Source organism: Trebonia kvetii, assembly GCF_007827045.1.
GTDB lineage: Bacteria > Actinomycetota > Actinomycetes > Streptosporangiales > Streptosporangiaceae > Trebonia > Trebonia kvetii.
This window is the reverse complement of the sequence record NZ_RPFW01000002.1, coordinates 952,506-969,081: the sequence shown is the minus strand read 5'-3', so window position 1 is coordinate 969,081 and position 16,576 is coordinate 952,506. Positions and strand designations below refer to the sequence as shown.

General features: G+C 72.5%; 9 protein-coding genes and 2 pseudogenes. 5 read left to right on the top strand and 6 right to left on the bottom strand.

The window, feature by feature from the left end:
- Positions 1-206 precede the first annotated feature (206 nt).
- From EAS64_RS13095 to EAS64_RS13085, 3 genes are read right to left on the bottom strand one after another with little or no spacing between them, the layout of a single operon-like run.
- Positions 207-2,462 carry a sensor histidine kinase gene (locus EAS64_RS13095; protein WP_222849272.1) on the bottom strand — a complete coding sequence of 752 codons (2,256 nt, stop codon included), beginning with the start codon at positions 2,460-2,462 and terminating at the stop codon, positions 207-209.
- Positions 2,459-3,196 carry an ABC transporter ATP-binding protein gene (locus tag EAS64_RS13090; RefSeq protein WP_145853557.1) on the bottom strand — a complete coding sequence of 246 codons (738 nt, stop codon included), beginning with the start codon at positions 3,194-3,196 and terminating at the stop codon, positions 2,459-2,461. The genes EAS64_RS13095 and EAS64_RS13090 overlap by 4 nt, the downstream gene beginning before the upstream one ends.
- A complete protein-coding gene (locus tag EAS64_RS13085; RefSeq protein ID WP_145853175.1) occupies positions 3,169-4,794 on the bottom strand; it encodes an adenylate/guanylate cyclase domain-containing protein in 1,626 nt (541 codons plus the stop codon). The genes EAS64_RS13090 and EAS64_RS13085 overlap by 28 nt, the downstream gene beginning before the upstream one ends.
- Positions 4,795-5,145: 351 nt before the next feature.
- Here EAS64_RS13085 and EAS64_RS47435 point away from each other — a divergent pair.
- Positions 5,146-5,385, top strand: a pseudogene (locus EAS64_RS47435) (FtsX-like permease family protein); the annotation flags it as partial.
- Between the two features lie 90 nt (positions 5,386-5,475).
- Here EAS64_RS47435 and EAS64_RS47430 read toward each other — a convergent pair.
- Positions 5,476-5,817: pseudogene (locus EAS64_RS47430) on the bottom strand (hypothetical protein); the annotation flags it as partial.
- A 20-nt stretch (positions 5,818-5,837) separates the two neighbouring features.
- Between EAS64_RS47430 and EAS64_RS13075 the strand changes: the two are divergent.
- A complete protein-coding gene (locus EAS64_RS13075) occupies positions 5,838-7,490 on the top strand; it encodes a site-2 protease family protein (protein ID WP_145853173.1) in 1,653 nt (550 codons plus the stop codon).
- A gap of 68 nt (positions 7,491-7,558) precedes the next feature.
- Here the strand turns inward: EAS64_RS13075 and EAS64_RS13070 are convergent, their stop codons facing one another.
- Positions 7,559-10,447, bottom strand: a complete 2,889-nt coding sequence (locus EAS64_RS13070) for an ABC transporter permease (protein ID WP_145853172.1) — start codon at positions 10,445-10,447, stop codon at positions 7,559-7,561.
- A 158-nt stretch (positions 10,448-10,605) separates the two neighbouring features.
- Here EAS64_RS13070 and EAS64_RS13065 point away from each other — a divergent pair, with 158 nt between their 5' ends.
- From EAS64_RS13065 to EAS64_RS43540, 3 genes are all read left to right on the top strand, one after another.
- Entirely contained in the window at positions 10,606-11,982 is a 1,377-nt protein-coding gene (locus EAS64_RS13065) for a PQQ-dependent sugar dehydrogenase (protein ID WP_222849271.1), read from the top strand.
- 92 nt (positions 11,983-12,074) lie between these two features.
- Positions 12,075-14,531 (top strand): ABC transporter permease, encoded by a 2,457-nt coding sequence (locus EAS64_RS13060; protein ID WP_145853171.1) that lies wholly within the window; start codon positions 12,075-12,077, stop codon positions 14,529-14,531.
- A gap of 254 nt (positions 14,532-14,785) precedes the next feature.
- Positions 14,786-15,691: a hypothetical protein gene (locus tag EAS64_RS43540; protein ID WP_187365881.1), complete on the top strand. Its 906-nt coding sequence runs from the start codon at positions 14,786-14,788 to the stop codon at positions 15,689-15,691.
- A 4-nt stretch (positions 15,692-15,695) separates the two neighbouring features.
- On the opposite strand, the gene EAS64_RS13045 is transcribed toward EAS64_RS43540, so the two are convergent.
- Positions 15,696-16,565, bottom strand: coding sequence for a class I SAM-dependent methyltransferase (locus EAS64_RS13045; RefSeq protein WP_145853168.1), 870 nt, complete (start codon positions 16,563-16,565; stop codon positions 15,696-15,698).
- Positions 16,566-16,576 lie beyond the last annotated feature (11 nt).

Sequence of the window (16,576 nt, the reverse complement as noted above, 5' to 3'; positions counted from 1 at the left end):
GCCCTGGCAACTCCTCCTGTCCCTGGTACCTTCGCGCAGGCTGAGACAGACAATTCCCTCCCCGTCGATGAGCCAGCCTACGAACAACTTCAGCCCTTGTTGCAGGCGCTGAAGAGCGCAGGGGTCAGCGTGGCCGGCTGAGATCCACCGGCGTGAACCCTGGGCATCAGTACCGGCGGGACGGCGTACCCACGCAGCCGGGCGGCTTACAGCAGCGGAACCGAGCCGGCGATCACGGTGCCCTGGCCGGGGACGGAATCCCAGCGGACGGTGCCGCCGATCGCGCCGAGCCGGTCGGCCATGTTCGTGTAGCCGTGGCCGCCGCGGGCCGGGGCCGGGTCGAAGCCGGGCCCGTCGTCGCAGACGGAGAACAGCAGCCCGCCGGACTCCTCCCACAGCCGCACATCCACCGCCGCGCCCGCGGCGTGCTTGGCCGCGTTCTGCAGCGCCTCAAGGCAGCAGAAGTACACCGCGGTCTCGACGTCCAGGTGGTACCTGCCGATGCCAGGAGCGCTGACGGTGACAGGAAGCGGCGAGCGCCGGCCCGCGGCCCGCAGCGCCTCCGCGAGGCCGCTGTCGGCGAGCAGCGGCGGGTAGATGCCGTGCGCGAGGTCGCGCAGCTCCTGGATGGTGGCCTTGACCTCCTCGGCGAGCTCGTCGATCATCGCACTCGCCGTCTCCGGGTCGTCGGCGAGCAGTTCCTTGGTGAGCCGCAGGTTGACCGCGAGGGCGACCAGGTGCTGCTGCGCGCCGTCGTGCAGGTCGCGCTCGACCCTGCGCCGCTCCGCGTCGGCGCTGGCCACGATCCTGGCCCGGGACTTGCGCAGTTCTTCGGCCTGCTTGCGCAGCTCGTCGAGGGTGGTCTGCAGCGCGGTGTCCAGCCGGGCGTTGTGCAGCGCGAGGCCGACCTGACGGGCAAGCTCGGTGAGCACCCGGTCGTCCTCGGCGGAGAACGGGTCGCCGGTGGCCGGGCGGCGCACCACGATGAGGCCGAGCAGCTCGCCGGCGTGGCTGACCGGCGCGACGCGCAGCAGCACTGCCGCGCCGGCCGCGGCCGCGCCCCCCGCCTCGGCTTCGAGGAGTGCGGGCAGCCACACCGACGCCCAGGCGTGGCCGGACACCCCGGCCCGCGCGATCACCGGGCGTTCCCGCTCGCCGATGATCAGCGATCTGGCACCGGTGTCCGGCACGGCGGCCGTTCGCTCGAGCACGTCGCCGAGGCCGGTGTACACCTCGGCGGAGGTCAGCGTCATCGTCTTGCGCAGCGACTCGGCGAGTTGCAGCAGCAGCTCGTCCATGGCGATGGCGCGCGTCATCCGGGACCCGAAGGTGCGCAGTACCTCGTCTGGCGCCTGCCGCGCGCCGAACACCTGCCGGTTGGCCCAGTCGATGAGCCGTTCCCTGGCGGGAGCGAAGCTGATCGCGGCGACGGCCGCGGCGACCATGGACAGCCCGAGCAGCCGCTGGTCGGCGGCGTCGGACGCCTGCCTGCCGAGGCCGAGGATGACGACCAGGTAGATGACCGACACCGTGGCGGCGAACCCGGCGACGGCGAGGACCTGCACGAGCAGCCGGCCGCCGTACCCGCCGAGCCGCGGCACGTTTCCGGCGGCCAGGCCGAGCGGGAAGCACACCAGGAAGCCCTCCGCGATCGGCCCGGTTGGCGTCGGCCAGCCGATGAGCAGCGAAAGCACGGTGATCGCGAGCGCCAGGCTGCAGCCGGCGGCGCCGCCGATCGCCGCCCACCGCATCCGCTCCCTGTCCCTGGACGACGCGGTCTCGTAGCGCATTCGCGTGGCGGGAAAGACGACGAGGAGCGCGCCCGCCCAGATCGCGACGGCGAGCCAGGCAGGCAACTCCTGGCCCGCAGCACCCAGCGCCCCGCCGACGGCGAGCCCGATCCCGTAGGCGGCAAGCGCGCACACCCGCCTGCTCCGGCTGCGGAGCCTGCCGTCGGGCGGCGACAGCATCAGGTGGACAGAGACCGCGACCATGAGCCCGGCCGCGATCATGCCGACCGCGACCGCCAGGTGCTGCGCGGCCTGCGGAGACAGGGCTCCGCTGCGCAGCGCTTTGTGACCTGCCTCGGCATTGAACCGAGCGCTGAGCCGGTCGGTGGCGAACGCGACCGCGCCGAGCGCCACCCCGGCCGCCTGCGGCCACAGCGGCGTCCGCTCGGGAGCCAGCGCCGCCGCCGCGCAGCACGCCGACCAGACGGCGATCAGCGCGGCCGTTACCCAGGCGGTGCCGGTGATGCCGCTGGGCGCCTGGACCATGAGCCCGACGACGGCGAGCCCGGTCGCGGCGAGCGGAAGGAGCAGTCCCGCGAGGACCAGGCGCGTCCGGCTACCGGCAGGGCTGGCCGGGGCGGGACGGGAGGCGGCAACCGGGCCGTCCGCCGTCGCGCCCAGGTAGGCCCCGAGCACCCTGTCGACCGCGCCGGTCCCAGCGGGCTCGCTCATCGCGCTGGCGCGGGCGCGGTGCTGGCCGGCGTGCCGGCCGCGGTGACGGTCGAGGTCTCGATCCGGCCGTCGCGCATCGTGACGATGCGGCTGGCGGCGTCGGCGACGGCCTGGTCGTGGGTGACCAGGATGATCGTCTGGCCTGCCTGGTGCAGCCGGCGCAGCAGCTCGATGATCTCCGCGCCGCCCGCCGAGTCGAGCGCGCCTGTCGGCTCGTCGGCGAGCAGCAGCGTGGGCTGGTTGGCGAGCGCGCGGGCGATCGCGAGCCGCTGCCGCTGGCCGCCGGAAAGCACGCCGGGCACCGCCGCGGCCTTGTCGCCGATGCCAAGCAGGTCGAGCAGGTCACGGGCGCGCGTTTCCGCCATCTTCCTGCGCCGCCCGGCGATGACCGAGGGGAGCACCACGTTCTCCAGCACGGTCATGCCCTCGAGCAGGTTGAAGAACTGGAACACAATGCCCATGTGCTTGCGGCGCATCCGGGCCAGGTCGTCCTCGGTGCGGCCGGTCACCGTTTCGCCGGCCACCGTGATCGTGCCCTCGTCGGGCACGTCGAGGCCGGCCACCAGGTTAAGCAGCGTCGACTTGCCGCAGCCCGACGGGCCCATCACGGCGACGAACTCCCCGGCGCGCACCGTCAGGTCAATGCCGCGCAGCGCCCGCACCGGCGCGTTCTCCGCCTCGAAGGTCTTGCGCAGGCCGGTGACGGTCAGCGCGTCCCGCTCCGTGATTTCCATATCTTCCACTTCCGATTACCTTCAGCCTTCTGTGGTGCCTCAGCCGGCGCGAACTCGCGTTCCGCCGTCCCCGCCGCCCTGCTCGCCCGCGGAGTCTCCGCGTTCGGTGTTTCCGCCGCCGTCACTAGTGCCGGCGTTGTCGTCTCCGCTACCCCCGTTCCTGTCCCGCTCCCCGCCGACGGCGGTTTCACCGCCGGCACCTCCGCTGCCGGCGGCTCCGCTGGTAGCGCATGAGCCGACGGCGCCTGCGTCGGCTCCGGCTGGCCGCCTTCCGGCGGCCAGGGCGTGCCGGCCGGGTCAATCTTGAAGGACAGCACCGGGGTTTCGCGACCCTTGACAAGCTGCGGAGGCAGCGCGGTCAGCGGGACAGGCGTGGTGAGGGCGTTTCTGGTGCCAGAAGAGATAACAGTCTCACCGGCCGAGGCGAACTGCTGCAGCCGCTGCGACATGTTGACCGTGTCACCGACCAGCGTGTACTCCAGGCGTTCCGCCGAGCCGAGCAGCGCCGCCGCCGCCTCGCCGGTGGACAGCCCGAGGCCGAGTCCGAACTCGGGCAGCCCCGCCGCGAGCCACGCTGCGTTGATCTCCGCCTGCAGCGCGTGCATGCCCGCCGCCGCGGCGACCGCGCGGTCGGCGTGGTCGGCCTGCGGGAACGGCGCGCCGAACACGGCCATCACCGCGTCGCCGACGAACTGCATCACCGTGCCGCCCTCGCCGAGTATCGCCTTGTTCATCGCGGCCCGGTGGGTGTTGAGCTGACCGGCGAGCTGCGTCGGATCGGCATGCTCGGCGATCGTCGAGTAGGACCTGATGTCGCTCATCAGCACGGTGACGACGACCCGTTCGGTCTCCCCGATGCTCAGCGCGGACTCGCGCAGCTTGGACGCCAGGCCCGACGGCAGCAGCCGGGAGAGGGTCTCGCCCTGCTCCTCGCGGTCGACGATCGCCTGGTGCAGCTGGCGGAGCCGGTTCAGCGCCAGCTGGTCGCCCGCGGACACCCCGGCGGCCAGCTTCACGAAGACCGCCTGGACCGCCGTGTCCACCACCGACGGCGGTATGCCGCGCAACGCCGCGATCGCCTTGATCGTCCGGCCCTCCGCGACTAGGCCGAGCAGCCGTTCCTCGTCCTGCGTCAGGCCGCCGGGCGCCACCACCGGGCGGACGAGCGCCTCCACGATGGCCGGGTCTAGTGCGGTGCCGCCGGTCGCCACCGACCTGATCGCGTCGGCCAGCTGTGTGCCCTCGGCGACCCGGTCCTTGAGCAGGTACCCGTAGCCGGCCGACCCGGACGCGAGCAGCGAGACCGCGTACTCCGGGTCGTCGTACTGCGAGAGCACCACCACGCCGGTGCCGGGCAGCCGCGAGCGCACCTCGCGGGCGGCGTCGATCCCCTCCCGGCGGAACGACGGCGGCATCCGCACGTCGGTCACCAGCACATGGGGCTCGAACTTGGCGCATCCGTCAACCACGCCGTCGTAGTCCGCAGCGACGCCAACCACGCGCAGTTCGGTATTGCGCTCGATGAGCGCTCGTACTCCCTCGCGGACGATCAGGTTGTCATCGGCGAGGAAGACGTCGATGGCATGTCCCGTCTCCACGGTCCAAGTTTTCCTATATGGGAGACGTGGGCGCCAGTGGGCGAGCCACCCGGAACCGTGGTGGTACTAGCACACCCGGGGCCGCGCGCCACCTCCCTAGCGGCCGGGCGTGCACCTGCTCTAACGTTGGCCGCCATGATGTTTGTCCTGGCGGCCCCATGAGCCCGGTGATCCGGCTCGCCACGCACAAGCTCCGCGCCGGCTGGCGCGGGCTACAACTTCGCATTGATCTCATTCGGCCCGGGCGCCGCGAAGCAGACAGGGCTCGCGACCCTGGAGCGCCGCTGGGCTTCGTTCTGCGCCAGCATCCAGCAGTCCACCTGCCTGGTCACCAGCCAGCGGCCGAACACAGTGAACAACTACGCGGCCATCGATGGCACGCCCGCCGTGCTCGCCGGTGTGCTCGCGGTGCTCGGTCTCGGCGTGCTCGCCCAGTTCACCGTCGCCTCGGCCCGTAGCAGGCGCCGTGACTACGCGGTACTCAAGGTCCTCGGCCTGCGCCGCGCGCAGCTGCGCGCGGTGGCGCTCGGGCAGGCCTCGGCAGTCACTGTCGCCGCCCTGGTGATCGGGATACCGTTCGGTGCGGTGGCCGGCCGCTGGGCCTGGCAGGCGTTCGCGTCCCAGGCACTGGTAGTCGAAGCCTGGATTGTCGCGCCGCGCCACCCGGATCATGGCGGGCGACAGGTCCGCGCCGCGCGGCTCAAGACCGCGTGCCGCGAGGAACGGCTCGAGCCGCCCGGTCCCGCACCCGACGTCCGCGACTTCGACGCCGGCCCCGGCGTCGAGGACCAGGTCGCAGAACACCCCGAGCACCGCCCGGTCCACGGGCGACCGCTCAAGATCGCCGGCCAGCCGTTCCGCGTAGAACTCGGCGAGCACATCGTGCGCGGCCCGCAGCTCATCGGTCTTGTCGTCCACCGGAGCAGTATGGCCCAGCGTCTCCCGGCGCGCGGCGTCAGCCGGCACCGCAGGCGGATAACGGACTATGACGGCTTGTCGCTCACCCGGGCCGGACCATGTCATTCCATGTCATGATCTAGGGCGTGTTGAAGTCCGCGCTGTACGCCGCCGGCCGAGCACTTGCGGTGCTCGTCGCGTTCGTCGCAATCGGCTTGCCGGTGCTGGCGTACGGCGGGGAATCCGGGGCGCAGGAGCAGCCCCCGGCGCTGTTCGGGACGATTTACCTGGCCTGGATGGCCGGCGTTATCGCGCACGAGTTCGGGCACCTGCTGGCCTGCCGGGCACTTGGCGCGCAGGTGACGGCGTTCCGGATCGGGGGCAATCGGGCCTTGATCCGATTCCGCGCCGGGACAGTCCAGGTGTCGCTCGGCTGGCCGAACCAGGGCCGGGTCACGTATACGGGCGCGTACTCCGTGTGGCGCCGGGCGGTGATCACGCTGGCCGGCGGGCTCGTGGACTTGCTGCTCGCCGGCCTGGTGCTTGCGGGCTCGGCGGTGGCTTCGAGACACGGCACACCGCCGCTGGCGGTTTCCGCAGCCGACGGGCTCGCGCTTGGGGGGTTCCTTAGCCTGCTGCCATACCGGTCCCGTTCTGGAAGACCGACCGACGGCGCTCGGCTGCTTGAACTGCGTTCCGGCATTGGCGCGGCGAGGTTGCAGGCGGCGCGGCTCACCGTATCCCAGCTGCTAAACACAGGACGAACGGTGGAGTTGCTTGAGCTGCACGCAGGGCTGGACGTTCCTGGCGGGCGGCTGACCGAGCCGCAGGCCGCCCAGCTCGTCTCGCTTGAACACAGTGTGGCTCTGCTGCCCGGGCGACTGCCCGATGACGCGGTGCGGCTGATCGAACGCCGCGTCTCGCCCCTGGCACAGCGGCAAGACCTGGAGCCTGCGGCAGTAATCGCGTGCCTAACGCTGGCACTGCTGCGGCTCAGGCAGGGCGACGCGCATGGCCAGGAGGAGGCCGAACGGCTCTGCGAGCGAGTGCTGGCAAGGAAAGACTTGACCGACGGCGTCCGCCACACCGCCCTCGCCGCGGTCATCATGTCCAGGCAGGCACGCGGGCTGCCCTATGCAGACGTGCGCGCGATGACGGCGGCCAGGCCGGCGACGGGTGAGGACATCCCTGAAGTGCGCGCGGCGGTGCTCAGCGCGATCTTTGACCCAGAGGCGGCGCTGCGCGCCTTCCGGCGCGGCGATCCTGGTGTACGGCTGGGCGCAGGAGACATCGCCATGCTGCTACGCCGCCAGGGGCGGTTCGATGAGCTGCTTGAGCTGCACACGGGCTTCGGCATGCCCGCGGGCCCGCATGCGCGGGTGCTTGCGCGCTCGCTGCACAGCGTGGAGTACAACGTGCTGCTCATGCCTGACCTGCCGCCAGGAGTGCTCGACGAAGCCGCGAGCCGGGTGCAGTGGATCGTGGCCAGCTATCCCCATGACCAGAGGAAAGAGCCCGTGCATCACGCCGCGTTTGCGCACACCCTGGCGCTGGCGCGGCTGAGGCAAGGCAGGTTCGGTGAGGTCGAGCCGCTGTGCGCGTCGGCCCTGGCGGCCGACGTCGGCCAGGAGAATCGTGCCACCGTGCTCGCGACGATCGCCCTGGCCCGCCGCGCGCTCGGCCAGCCGCACGCCGACGTGCTCGCCGAGGCCGTCGCCCTGTCCTCGGACGCGGACCTGGTCGCCGAAGCCCAGCCGATTCAGCCGGCGCGGGAGAGTCAGCCATTCGGGACGCGCTGAGCCGGTTGCCCCGCCCGGTCCGTGGCGTCCACGGCTTCTATGGTTGACGTCGGAGTCGCAGGGCCGGGTCATTCGGCGCGGAGCGCGACGGCGGGGCGGATCCGGGCGGCAGTCCAGCCCGGCCAGGCGGCGATCAGGTTCGCAAGCAGCAGCGTGGCAGGGATGGCGAGCAGGATCAGCGGAAGCGGGACGTCGGGCCCGGGTGCGACGCCCGCCGTGTTTGCGAAGAACGCCCAGGCCTGACGGCCCGCGAGCACGCCAAGCGGTATCCCGGCGAGCAGCGCGGCGGTTGCCAGCGCGGTGGCCTCCCAGGCCACCAGGCGCTGCACTTGGCCGCGGGTGCAGCCGAGCGTCTTGAGCACTGCCAGGTCGCGGCGTCTTCTGCGGACACTGGTAAGCAGCACGTGCGCGATGGTGGCGACGGCGAGCAGGACGAGCACCGCGCCGAGGACGAGCGGTACGTTCCGTACGCTCGCGTAGTTCCTGATCTCGGCCGGGCGCTGGTCGCCGGTGGTATCGCAGGAGCCGATCGGGCAACCGCTCGCCCGCAGGGCCTTGGTCAGCCCGGCCTCCTGTGCCGCCATGTCCGTGCCGGGCCGGTAACGGAGCAGGAAGAAGTTGTAGCACGGCGATCTCGGGCAGCCGGTCGTCAGGTCGGGCTCGGAAAGCACGCTCGCGGTCACCACCGCGCCGGTGCCGAGTCCGGTGGGCGCGAAGGTGCCGCGCGCGAACCGGGGCAGCACAACGACTCCCACGATCTTCATGGCCGTGGTCTCGTCCGGCGTCCTCGAATTCTCGTGGTTGGCCGTGACCTGGATGGTCTGTCCGAGCCGGAGGCCCAGGCCGCTCAGGGTCCGCGCGCCGAGCGCGATCTCCCCGGGGCCGCGCGGTCCGCGGCCGGCCAGCAGTGTCAGGTAGCCGCTGCCCTCGGCAAGGCTGATCGCGGCGACTGATTTGTGGTTGATAGTGACCTGGCCGTAGTCGCCCGCGTCGTACGTGGCGACCGCTGGGGAGGCGGCGAGGAACTGGTCCGCCATCTGCGGGGTCACGCCGCCGAAGCCGAGATCGGTGACCGCGTCCCAGTTCTGCCCGTATTCGGTCGGCGTTCCGATCAGCATGACCAGGCTAGTGCCGAATACGACGGCCGCCGCCACGGCCGCGACCGCGATGATGCTGCCCGCCAAGGCGGAGCGGACCGGCACGGCGGTCCTGCCGCGGCCGGGCTCGAAGGCGAGCCGGACGCCGATGCTGCCTGGCACCGAGCCGGTCCTTGTCAGCAGGGCGGCGAGCCGCGACGGGCGTCCCCGCCGCGATCCGGGCTCGGCGACGCCGAGCGGCCCGGCCGCCCGGGTGGCGGTCCGCCAGGCTACGGGGCTGAGCACGAGGAGCGGCAGCAGGGTGATCATGGCGACCCCGGCCCCCAGGATGGCCAGGTTGACCTCGACGCCTGGCGCGGGCTCGACGGCCCTGGCCGGCCCGATCGGCATCAGCGGCGAGGCCGCGACGGCGATGCCGAGCGCGAAGATCGCCCCGGTAACGGTGACGATGGCGAGCCGTGCCAGGGAGATCGCGACCAGGGTGCCCCGAGTCGCGCCGAAGGCGCGAAGCACCGGGAACTCCGCCGCTTCCAGGGCGAGCTGCCTGCTGAGCAGCTGGCTGAGCACGGCGAGCGCGATGAGGCCGGCCAGCGCGGCGAAGGCGGCGAGTGCGACGGCTTGCGGGCGGGCCGCCTGCTCGAGGGCGGTCACCTGGTCTGCCTGGCTGATCACATCGATCCGCCCAAGGGTGCCCTTGTACTTGACGGCCAGAGCGCTAGCGGTGGCGATGAATCTGGTCACGGACGTGCCAGGCACGAGACGGACCGCGGCCAGAGTGCCGAAGCTGAGCGCGCCGGCCATCGAGGTGGCCGTGAACGGCGCGGTGACGAGGACCGCTGGCGCGCCGTAGCCGCCGTCCGTGATGTCCATCTCCGGGTCGAGCGTCACGATGGCGGTCACCGTGAAGGTGAGGATGGCGGCCTTGGAGTAGTCGGGCGTTCCTGTCTTCTGACTGTTGGGCACGCCGAGCACGCGCACCTTATCGCCGGGGCGCAGGTGCTCGGCGGCGGCCATCGCCTGGTTGATCATCGCCTGGCCGGCCGTGTTCTCGTTGAACAGGTGGCCGGCGAGGATCCGGGCCCGGTCCACCCGGGTGCCGTAACCGCCGTCCAGGCTTGAGATGAGCTGCACCGGCGTCTGCCGGTGCGAGGGCAGCGCCGCCTGGAACAGCTGGCCGGTGGCCATGGACTGGACCTGCGGAAGCTTCGCGAGCGCGTCGAAGTAGCCGTGTTGCCCGGTGCCCTGCGGCACGATGTCCATTTGCGAGGCGTTGGCCCAGGCCAGCGAGCGGGGGTAGGCCGTGTCGGTGCGCCGTGCTCCGGCCGCGGCGGCGAGCACGACCCCGCCGAGCAGGCCGAGCAGCAGCGCGAGGCCCAGAAGTGGCCGCCACCTGGTGCAGCCGAGGGCCTTGAGCACCGCCAGGTCGCGGCGCCGCCGGCGCACCCCGGTGACCAGCACGTGGATCAGCGTGCCGACGGCGAGCACGGCAAGGACGAGACCGAGAAGCAGCGGGGTGTCCCTGATCCCGGTGTAGTTCTTGATCTCGCCTGGCCGCTGGTCGGCGGTGACGGTGCACACCCCGGGCGGGCAGTGATCCTGCGCGGCGCCCGCGAGCAGCATGGCCGTGGCTCCGGGGGGGACGCCGGCCTGCGGCTTCGAGTCGGCGTCGGTCACGATGACGGTCACCTGGGAGGCGTTCGCCCACGCGAGTAGCCGCGGATAGGCGGTCTCGGTGCGCCTGGCGCCCGCCGCGGCGGTCAGCGCCGCGCCGCCGACCAGGCCGCGGAGCAGCGCGAGCCCGAGCATCACCCGCCATCGCGCGCGCATGTCCGCACGCAGCCGCATCCAGACCGTCGCCATGGGCAGCATTCCACCGGCTCGCCCCGATGCCTGGCAAGGGGGCGGACACACCAGGGCGGGTGGTACTGCCCACACATCAGGTGTCTGACGGGCCGCATTCCCACGGGAAATCGCGGCGGGGCCCGGTGGAACAGGGAACCGTTCGGGATGATGGGTTCGTGGTCTTCCGTCGTTTTGTCCTGCCGCCGCTCGCGGGTGCGGCCGTCGCGGCGGTCGCGGCCTGCTCCGCTGCCTCCGGCCAGGGGCCGACCGCCGCGGCGCCTTCGGTCTCGCAGTCGCTGCCGGCCATCGCCTATGCGGCGGCGGCGGACTCGACGACGACGCTCGTCGTGCCGGCGGGCGAGGGCGGCGGAGCGCTGTCCGCGCCGCACACGCTCACCGTGTCGGCCGGCTGGACCGCGACGGTGTGGGCACGCGTGCCGGACGCGCGGATGGAGGCGTGGACTCCCGAGGGCGACCTCCTGGTCAGCCAGCCGGCTCGCGGCAGCGTGGTGGAGCTGCGGCCGGACACGGCGGGCACCGCGACCGTGACGACGCTGCTGTCCGGGCTGAGCAACCCGCAGGGCCTGGCGTTCGCCACGGTCGGCGGCGCGACGGTGCTTTACGTCGCGGAGTCGAACCAGATCGACCGCTACCCGTGGGGTCCCCGCGGGATCGGCGGCGCCCGGACGGTGCTCGCGGCGGCTCTGCCCGACCCCGACCCGGCCGGTGATGACGTGCATCGGATGAAGGACGTGACGGTCGCCGCGGACGGCACCGTCTACTTCAACGTGGGCAGCTCGTCCAACGCCAACCCCGATGACCGGACGATGATGCCGCAGCGCGCGGTGATCATGGCGGTGCGCCCGGACGGGACGGACCTGCGCGTGGTGGAGCGCGGCATCCGCAACGGCGAGGGCCTCGCGGTGGCGCCGGACGGCACGGTCTGGACCGCGGTGAACGAGCGGGACAACATCCCGTACCCGGCGCACGGGCCCCACACGTCGTTCAGCGACGCGTTCGGCCAGGTCATCAGGGCGTATGTCAACGAGCACCCGCCCGACGAGGTCGTGCCAGTCACGGCTGGCCGTGACCTGGGCTGGCCCTACTGCGACCCGGACCAGGACGGCAACCACCCGGCGGGCTCCCTCGCGAACGTGCCGCTCGTCCCCAACGCGGTCACCAACCCGGGCGGCGGCGCGCTTGACTGCGCGGCGCTGAAGCCCGTCGAGGTCGGGGTCCCCGCGCACAGCGCGCCGCTTGGCATGACCTTCCTGGCCGGCAGCAAGCTCCCGGCGCCGTGGACGAGCGGTGCCGCGGTCGCCGCGCACGGCTCGTGGGACCGCCAGCCGCCGCGGTCGCCCGCCGTGCTGTGGCTGGACTGGGACTCCGCCAAGCGCACCCTGCTGCCCGGTGTCACCCTGACCGGCGGCTTCCAGAACGCCGACGGCAGCTTCTGGGGACGCCCCGTGGACGCGGTGCCAGGACCGGACGGCGCGCTGTACGTGAGCGACGACGCCGCAGGCGCGATCTATCGTCTGGCGCCGCCCCACTGACCCCCGGGTGCCGCCCGGTGTGGTAGCACCACCGCTGGCCTGCGCGCTGGCCCTCTGTCGCCAGCCCCGGCTTATCGCCATACTTGCGTCCTATGCGCGCCGCAGACGCCTTCCGCGTTGCCTGGTACCGGTTCCGCTGCACCCTGTCGCGGCGGTGGACCGGCTATCTCGCGATCACCCTGCTGCTCGGCCTCGTCGGCGGCCTCGCCATGGGTTCGGTCGCCGCGGCCCGCCGCACCCAGGGCGCGTACCTCACGTACCTGGCCGCCACGAACCCCTCCGACTTGACGGTGCTGACCGGGCTATCGGGACCCTCCGGCGCGCCCGGCTACGACCCCGCGGTCATCCAGAAGATCGCCGCGCTGCCGGCCGTCCGGCATGTCGCCAGCTACTCCGGGCTGAACGTGGCGATCCTCGGCGTGGACGGAGAGCCGGTGCCGGCTCCGTACATCGGCGGGCCGCTGCCCGGCAGCCTGGACGGCGAGTACTTCACCACCGACCGGGCCACCGCCGTCGAGGGGCGGCTGCCCGACCCGTCCCGCCCGGACGAGATCGCGATCGACGCCAAGGGAACCCCGGGCTCGGTCCGCGTCGGCACCGTCGCCGAGCTCGGGTTCTACACGAACGCGCAGCTGGTGGAGCTGTACGCGGGCAAGCACGTCACGCCGGCCGCCAGGCAACGGGTCACGGTCGTCGGCGCGGTCGTCTACAGCGCCGAGGAAACGCAGGACGACATCGACACCCAGCGCGACGGGGGCGCCCTGTTCACCCCCGCGCTGACCAGGAAGCTGATCGGCTGCTGCGCCGACTTCACCGAGACCGCCGTCCAGCTGCGCCCGGGGACGAAGGTGCCCGATGTGGAAGCCGCCATCCAGGGGGTGCTGCCCGCCGGGTTCCCCATCGAGTTCTACGACGCCTCGCTCACCGTGGCCAAGGCGCAGCGCGCCATCGCGCCCACCTCGATCGCCCTGGCGGTCTTCGGCGGCATCGCCGCCCTGGCCGCGCTGATCATCGCGGGGCAGGTCATCGGGCGCCAGTTGCGCCGCGACACCGCTGACCTCGCGACCATGCGCGCGCTCGGCGCGGGCCCGGCCGTGACGACGGCCGACGGCATGCCCGGGGTCCTTGCCGCCATCGCACTCGGCGCGCTGCTCGCCGCGGCCGTCGCGGTCGCCCTGTCCCCGCTCGCGCCCCTTGGCGCGATCCGGGTGGTCTACCCGACCCCGGGCGTGGCGCTCGACTGGATCACGCTCGGCGGCGGCATCGCGGTGATCATCGCCATCATGTCCGGCGCCGCCCTGGTCATCGCCCGCCGCCGCGTCCCCCGCGCGCCGGACGCCGGCGTCCGGCCGTACCGTCCGCTTGGCGTGCGTGCCGTCCGCGCGGCGCAGGCGCTCGGCCTGCCGGTGCCGGCCACCGAGGGTGTCCGGCTGGCGTTCGGCCCGGGCACGGACCGCGACCAGGTGACCGTGGCACCCGCCATCCTCGGCACCGTGCTCGCCAGCGTAGTCATGATGGCGACGATCACGTTCGGGTCGAGCCTGACGACGCTGGTCTCGCACCCCGCGCTGTACGGCTGGAACTGGACCTTCGACCTGAGTTCCGGCAATACGGGGGGCACCGTCGCCGGCGCCGCCCCTGTCCTCGACTCCGACCCGGCGGTCGCCGCGTGGACCGGCGTCTGGTACGCAACGGCCAGCATCGAGGGCCAGGCAGTCCCCGTCCTCGGCATGACCCTGGGATCGCCGATCGCACCGCCGCTGCTGTCCGGCCACGGGCTGCGGGCGCCGGACGAGGTGGTGCTCGGCGCCGCCACCCTGGCCGCGCTGCACAAGCAGGTCGGCGACTGGGTGACCGTGCAGGACGGCGGCCCAGCGAAGTTCCGGCTGCGGATCGCCGGCACCGCCACGCTGCCCTCGCTCGGCGTCTCCGGGACCCTGCATACCGAGATGGGCACTGGCGCGGTCCTTGACTACCAGCACATCCCCGGTGTCACGGCGAATGAGCCGAACGAGGTCCTGGTTACCCTCCGCCCGGGCGCGGACGTCGCTGCCGCGCTGACACGCTGGCAGCCCATCGTCCCTCCGCAGAACGGGGGCGTGATCGCCGGCGTCCAGCGCCCCGCCGAGATCACCGACTACCGCTCCATGGGCGCGGCCCCGCTGATCCTGGCCGGCGCTCTGGCGGCCGGCGCGGTCGCCTCGCTGTGGCTGACCCTGGCCGCGTCCGTCCGCCGCCGCCGCGCCGACCTCGCGCTGCTCAAGACGCTCGGCCTGACCAGGCGCCAGCTCGCCGCGACGGTGGCCTGGCAGTCGACCGTCGCGGTGGCCGCCGGGGCGCTTGTCGGCGTGCCGCTCGGCATCGCGCTCGGCCGCTACCTGTGGGACCTGTTCGCCCGCCAGATCAGCGTCATTCCCCAGCCGTCGGTCCCCGTGCTCACGGTCGTCGCCGTGATCGCCGGCGCCCTGGCGGCCGCCAACCTGGTCGCGGCGATTCCCGGCCGGGCCGCCGCCAAGACTCCGGCCGCCGCCCTGCTGCGCGCGGAATAACCCGATCGGTTCTGTTCTGCCCAGACAGTCCCGGATCGGCGCGGTCCTAGGTCATCGGCCTCCCGCGCGTCACGCTAGTGCGGCATCCAGTGCTGATGCCGCATCGATATGCGTCAGGTGACCGATGTCTGCTGACGCGACTCGCAGCACCATGTGACCACTACCAGGCGTGAATCACGTCATTACCGGCTTTCACCTCAGACTTCGCCGAAATGCGGCGGGCGCGGCCAGGGGGAACGCGAGGAGAGCAGCCCGTGTTCGTTCACGCCCTGCCCGGGGCCGCGTCGTTCGCCGCATGCCTGCGGCTTTTCCGGTCCTACCCGCTCGCCGTGAACTCGCTCCATCCCGTCGATACCGGTGCCGGACCGGCCGGCCATCCGGTGCGCGGAGAGCATGAGCGGGATCAGGCCGCGGCGTCGCGCCGCGCGGGGATGCGCCGGTCGATCGTGCTGTGGCACAGAGGCGCGGGCGGAACCGGCTGCTACGTGCTCACCCAGGATCCCGGCGACGATTTCGCGCTGTGGACGTGGCAGTCGCCCGGCACGCGGTGTCAGCCGGTACACGGCTATCCAGTACAGGGCCAGCCGGTACAGGGCCAGCCGGTACAGGGCCAGCCGATACAGTGCCAGCGGATCAGGCCGGGGCTGCCGGTGCCCGCCACCGCCCACCAGGTGATCACCGAGGGGATGCCGATACCGCGCCACGGCGCCCTGCTCGGCTGGGTCAGCGACCGGCAGGCCACGGCGCTGATGCCGGTGTTCCACGGCCGCCCGGGCGAGCCTGGCGGCCCGCAGCTGCGGGTGCTCGCACTCTCCGGCAGCCATCCCCTGCACTGGCCGCCGTTCAGCGCGACCCCGCTCGATGACGGCCTGCTGTGGGAGTACGTCGACCGAGGCCAGATCGTCGACCTCACCCCGGTCATCGGCAGCAGCGCGAGCGGCGCGTACTGGGTGCCGTCGCAGAACCCGGTGCGCGCCGAACGCGGGCACGGCTGCGTCGTCGTCCGCCGTCCCATGGCGACCGACGAGTACTGGGTGCCCGCCGGCGTCTACATGGATCACTGGATGCTCCGCGAGCAGGTGCCCGCACCGCCCGCCAGCCACCTGGTCACCCTGCCGGGCACCGTGGACCTGGGCCGCCGCCAGCTGACGGCTACCTAACGGCTTAGCGGCTACCTAACCGGCCTAACGGCCGCCTGACGGCCTGGAGCGTGTAGCTGCACGGCAGCCTGGCCGGGTTGTCGGTCAGCCGCCACTCGCCGTCGCTCTCGGTCATCACCCCGGGCAGCGCGTTCCACGGCACGCTGTCGTGCTCGGCGAGGCCGGTGACCGTGAGCCCGGCGTCGAGCAGCGCGGTGACGATCTCGCCGAGGCCGTGGTTCCATTCGTGCGTGACGTTGTGCTCGAACACCGCGTCGGTGGTCACGTAGGTGCCGCCCTCATCCCACACCTGCGGCTCGGCCTGCTCGAAGTACGGATACCTGACGACGAGCAGGCCGTCGTCGCCCGGATCCGCCAGGGTCCACAGCATCGGGTGGCCTTCCCTGATGAACAGCCTCCCGCCGGGGCGCAGCAGGCCGGCCACCACCCGCGCCCAGCGCCGGACGTCGGGCAGCCAGCCCAGCGCGCCGATCCCGGTGTAGACGAAGTCGAACCCGCCCGCGCCGAGCACGTCACCGTGCACGGCGCCGAGCGCCTCGACCACGTCGTACACATCGGACTGCACGAAGCTGGCGTCCGCCCCGGTGCCCGCGGCGAGCTCGCGGGCCGCGGCGATCGCGGGCCCCGAGAAGTCCAGTCCGGTCATGGACGCGCCGAGCCTGGCGAGTGACACGGTGTCGGTCCCGATGTGGCACTGCAGGTGCACGCCGCGCAGCCCCGCGACCGAGCCGAGCAGCGCCGTGTCGAAGCGGACCACGCCGGACAAGAATCCCGGATCGGCGTAGAACTGCGACACGGAGTACTCGGGCGAGGCGAGGTGCGCAGGCACCCGTTCATCCCAGTTCGCCCGGTTCACGTCACGGTAATCAGCCACCTGGGCACTAT

What these genes read in the sequence shown, in the direction of transcription:
- EAS64_RS13060 (WP_145853171.1), top strand. Translation starts at nt 12,075, where the DNA reads ATGCGCGCCGCAGACGCCTTCCGCGTTGCCTGGTACCGGTTCCGCTGC.
- EAS64_RS13090 (WP_145853557.1), bottom strand. Translation starts at nt 3,196, where the DNA reads ATGGAAATCACGGAGCGGGACGCGCTGACCGTCACCGGCCTGCGCAAG.
- EAS64_RS13070 (WP_145853172.1), bottom strand. Translation starts at nt 10,447, where the DNA reads ATGGCGACGGTCTGGATGCGGCTGCGTGCGGACATGCGCGCGCGATGG.
- EAS64_RS13095 (WP_222849272.1), bottom strand. Translation starts at nt 2,462, where the DNA reads ATGAGCGAGCCCGCTGGGACCGGCGCGGTCGACAGGGTGCTCGGGGCC.